Origin of the sequence: Lutibacter sp. (assembly GCF_041562875.1) — a bacterium.
In the GTDB taxonomy this organism is placed as follows: domain Bacteria; phylum Bacteroidota; class Bacteroidia; order Flavobacteriales; family Flavobacteriaceae; genus Lutibacter.
The window spans coordinates 1-4363 of sequence record NZ_JBFFOE010000153.1 but is presented as its reverse complement, the minus strand read 5'-3'; the positions used below and the strand labels follow the sequence as shown (position 1 = coordinate 4363).

Here is a 4363-nt window from a genome sequence, read left to right as displayed (position 1 = left end):
TAGTAGCGGGAACAGGACTCGAACCTGTGACCTTCGGGTTATGAGCCCGACGAGCTACCTACTGCTCTATCCCGCGATTTCGACTGCAAAGATACACATTTTTTTAAAAAACCAACAAGATTTATTAAAATAAAAATATTTAAGAGTACCTTTGCACCCTTAAATATTGAAAATGAAGCATAAAGCAGGTTATGTAAATATTATTGGTAATCCAAACGTTGGTAAATCAACACTTATGAATGCGTTTGTTGGTGAACGATTATCAATTATCACTTCAAAAGCACAAACAACCAGACACAGAATTTTAGGAATTGTTAATGGAGAGGATTTTCAAATCCTTTTTTCTGACACTCCCGGAATTATAAAACCAGCCTATGAATTACAAGAATCTATGATGGGTTTTGTAAAATCAGCTTTTGAAGATGCTGATGTACTTATTTATATGGTTGAAATTGGTGAAAGAGAATTAAAAGATGAAAAATTCTTTAATAAAATTCAAAATTCCAAAATTCCAGTTCTTTTATTAATTAATAAAATAGATACTTCTTCTCAAGAAGAGGTTGAAGAAAAATTATTGTATTGGAAAGAGAAAGTTCCAAATGCTGAAGTTTCAATAATATCTGCACTTGAAAATTTTAATGTAGAAGGTGTATTTAATAGAATCCTAGAAGTTTTACCTGAATCTCCAGCTTTTTATCCAAAAGATCAATTAACAGATAAACCAGAACGCTTTTTTGTAAACGAAGCAATTCGTGAAAAAATATTAATACATTACAAAAAAGAAATTCCTTATTCAGTAGAAGTTGACACTGAAGAATTTTTTGAAAGTGAAAAAATTATTAAAATACGTTCCGTTATTATGGTGGAACGTGAAACTCAGAAAGGAATTATTATTGGTCATAAAGGAGCTGCTTTAAAACGTGTTGGTATTGAAGCTCGTAAAGATTTAGAAAAATTCTTCGACAAAAAAATTCACTTAGAATTGTATGTTAAAGTAAATAAAAATTGGAGAAGTGATAAACGACAATTACGTCGTTTTGGTTATAACGATTAGTTATATCTAATATAAAGTTAAAGTGTGTTTTTTATTGTTCACTTTTATTCTTTCAAGTATAAACTTTAGCTTTGGTTCTTTGCTGCCTTTGCACTTATAAAACTTTAAACCTTATTTATCTAATGTTTTCATCATAAATTCATGAAGTTCATTCATTTGTTTGCGCCCAGTTTTTTTTCCCAAACGCCCAAAAAAATACATGATTACCCATAATATTGGCAACCCAATTACCACAATTAAAGCAAATAAATAATCACTTTTTAATGTCCATTGCACATAAGCCATTACCAAAAAACTAATAAAAGCAACTGCCATCGCAAAATGAAAAAACATGAACAAAGTCCAAACTTGTGGTTTTGGACCAAATAAGCCTTTAACAATGGTTTTATTATCTTCCGTTTTTTCTATTTCAATATTTAACTGTGGTGACCAAAAATGATTTTCTTCAACAGGAACATCAATTACAATATGCCCATCAACAATTTTACTACAATATTTACAGTTTCCATCTTCTAAGTTTTTCTTAAACTTATTTAATAATTCTTGTTGACTTTCATTAAAATTCATTTTAAACCTCGGACGTAAAAAAACATCACTATTCTTTTGCTCACTCATTGTTTGATTTTTTTAGGATTGAAATATACTATTTTTTATCAAATAACTAATTTAGAGATAGTAATACTCTAATTTTCAAATTAAAATTACTTACTTTTGCAAAAAATTAAAAAAAACCTAATGAGTAATATTGTAGCCATTGTAGGAAGACCTAATGTTGGGAAATCAACTTTGTTTAATCGCCTAGTACAAAGAAGAGAGGCAATTGTTGATTCAATAAGTGGTGTTACACGTGACAGAAATTATGGGAAAAGTGATTGGAATGGAAAAAATTTCTCACTAATTGATACTGGTGGTTACGCAATTGGCTCAGATGATGTTTTTGAAGAAGAAATAAGAAAGCAAGTTCAATTAGCTATTGATGAAGCTGATATTATCGTTTTTGTTGTTGATGTAGAATGTGGAATTACTCCAATGGATACTGAAGTTGCCAATCTTTTACGTAAAGTAAAAAAACCAATTTTTATGGCAATTAATAAAGTTGACAATGCTATGCGTGATGCAGATGCGGTTGAATTTTACAATCTTGGCTTAGGAGAATACTATACAATTTCTTCAATGAATGGAAGTGGAACTGGCGAATTATTAGATGCTTTAGCTGAAAAATTAGAAGATGAAGCTGAGGAAGAACATGTTTTACCTCGTTTTGCTGTGGTTGGTAGACCTAATGCAGGAAAATCATCTTTTATCAATTCTTTAATTGGTGAAGACCGATTTGTTGTAACTGATATTGCTGGTACTACGCGAGATTCTATAGATACAAAATACAACCGTTTTGGATTCGATTTTAATTTAATTGATACCGCTGGAATTAGAAAAAAATCAAAAGTAAAAGAAGATTTAGAGTTTTACACAGTTATGAGAGCTGTTAGAGCCATTGAATATTGTGATGTTGCAATTTTAGTAATTGATGCAACTCGTGATTTTGAAGGACAAGATGAAAATATTTTTTGGTTAGCCGAAAAAAATAAAAAGGGTGTTGTAATTTTAGTGAACAAATGGGATTTGATTGAAAAAGAAACCAATACCATGCGTGATTTTGAAGCTAAGATTAGAAGAGAAATTGCTCCATTTACTGATGTTCCAATCTTATTTATTAGTGCCTTAACCAAACAACGTATTTTTAAAGCAATTGAAACTGCTGTTGAAGTTTTTGAAAATAGAAAAAAACGAATTCCAACTAGTAAGTTAAATGAGACGATGTTAGATATTGTAAAACATCATGGACCACCTGCTATTAAAGGTAAATTTGTTAAAATAAAGTATTGCATGCAGTTACCAACACCAACACCTCAGTTTGTGTTTTTCTGTAACTTACCGCAATACGTTAAAGAGCCATACAAACGTTTTGTTGAAAACAAATTGCGTGAAATTTATGATTTTAAAGGTGTGCCAATTGTAATTTATTTTAGACAGAAGTAATTAATTATAACTTTTTTTAATATTATTTTAGTGGCATTCTTTAAATTAAAAAGTTATGCATCATCACGTTTTAATTACTCTTTTTTTAACTTCTTATGTTATCTAAAGAACATAGTATTACTAATAAAATTGTAATTTTGTTTCTGATTTAAAAATCAGAAACATTATGGAAGATATGATTTTCTACGATAGATTGCAATTTGCCTTTACTATCACTTTTCACTATATATTTCCCCAATTAACAATGGGTTTATCATTAATAATTGTTTATTATAAATGGCGATTTTTAAAAACTAACATTGAAAAATACAATAACGCAGCTAAATTTTTAATGAAAATATTTGCTGTTAATTTCACAATGGGAGTTGTAACTGGAATTCCTATGGAATTTCAATTTGGAACCAATTGGGCTAAATTTTCTGAACTTACAGGAGGCATTATTGGTCAAACATTAGCTATGGAAGGACTGTTTTCTTTCTTTTTAGAATCTTCATTCTTAGCCTTGTTTATTTTTGGTGAAAAACTAATGGGACAAAAGCTACATTTTTTAACAGGTTTTTTAGTCTTCCTAGGATCTTGGGCTAGTGGATATTTAATTTTGGCTACTAATGCTTGGATGCAACACCCAGTAGGTTATGAGATTTTGGAAAATGGTAAATTTGTACTAGAAAATTTTTCAGCATTGTTTAGTAATCCTTGGCTATTTCCAGCTTTCTTACACAACCAAATTGCATCTCTTACAACCTCAGCCTTTGTAGTTGCAAGTATTGGTGCTTTTTATGTATTAAGAAATAAAAACATTGAATACGGTAAATTATTTTTAAAAACAGGAATCATCTTTGGATTGGTCTCAAGTTTACTTCTTGCTTTTCCAACGGGAGACTTAAATGCTAAAAATGTTGCTAAATATCAACCTGCAGCATTTGCCGCAATGGAAGGGATTTTTAAAACTGAAGAAGCTGGAGCCGAGATTGTACTTATTGGACAACCTGATATGGTAAGAAAAAAATTAGACAATAAAATAGCCGTTCCAAACATTCTAAGTTTTTTAACATATCAAGACTGGAATAAACAAATTCCAGGAATGGATCAATTTAAAAAAGAAGAATTACCCACTAATATTCCTGCTCTCTATTATTCCTATCATATTATGGTTGGTTTAGGAACTATTTTTATAGCCATTATGGGATTGGCAGCTTTCTTTTTATGGAGAAAAAAACTATATTCTTTCAAACCCTTACTTTGGTCAATAATGTTCTTAGTTCCGTTTCC

General features: G+C 30.0%; 4 protein-coding genes and 1 tRNA gene. 3 read left to right on the top strand and 2 right to left on the bottom strand.

From position 1 onward, the window contains the following. Window positions 1-3: 3 nt before the first annotated feature. A tRNA-Met gene (locus ABY863_RS12990) sits at window positions 4-76 on the bottom strand. A 96-nt stretch (window positions 77-172) separates the two neighbouring features. Between ABY863_RS12990 and era the strand changes: the two genes are divergently transcribed. After that, window positions 173-1054 (top strand): GTPase Era, encoded by an 882-nt coding sequence (era, locus tag ABY863_RS12985; RefSeq protein WP_372795513.1) that lies wholly within the window; start codon window positions 173-175, stop codon window positions 1052-1054. Between the two features lie 111 nt (window positions 1055-1165). Here era and ABY863_RS12980 read toward each other — a convergent pair whose 3' ends face one another. Beyond that, window positions 1166-1669, bottom strand: coding sequence for a GTP-binding protein (locus ABY863_RS12980; protein ID WP_372795511.1), 504 nt, complete (start codon window positions 1667-1669; stop codon window positions 1166-1168). 120 nt (window positions 1670-1789) lie between these two features. On the opposite strand from ABY863_RS12980, the gene der reads away from it, so the two are divergent. Together der and ABY863_RS12970 are read left to right on the top strand one after the other, a co-directional pair. Further along, window positions 1790-3091 carry a ribosome biogenesis GTPase Der gene (der, locus tag ABY863_RS12975; RefSeq protein WP_372795509.1) on the top strand — a complete coding sequence of 434 codons (1302 nt, stop codon included), beginning with the start codon at window positions 1790-1792 and terminating at the stop codon, window positions 3089-3091. Window positions 3092-3257: 166 nt separating this feature from the next. Continuing rightward, the coding region (locus tag ABY863_RS12970; RefSeq protein WP_372795507.1) for a cytochrome ubiquinol oxidase subunit I at window positions 3258-4363 on the top strand (1106 nt) is incomplete at its 3' end.

What these genes read in the sequence shown, in the direction of transcription:
- ABY863_RS12980 (WP_372795511.1), bottom strand. Translation starts at nt 1,669, where the DNA reads ATGAGTGAGCAAAAGAATAGTGATGTTTTTTTACGTCCGAGGTTTAAA.
- der (WP_372795509.1), top strand. Translation starts at nt 1,790, where the DNA reads ATGAGTAATATTGTAGCCATTGTAGGAAGACCTAATGTTGGGAAATCA.
- era (WP_372795513.1), top strand. Translation starts at nt 173, where the DNA reads ATGAAGCATAAAGCAGGTTATGTAAATATTATTGGTAATCCAAACGTT.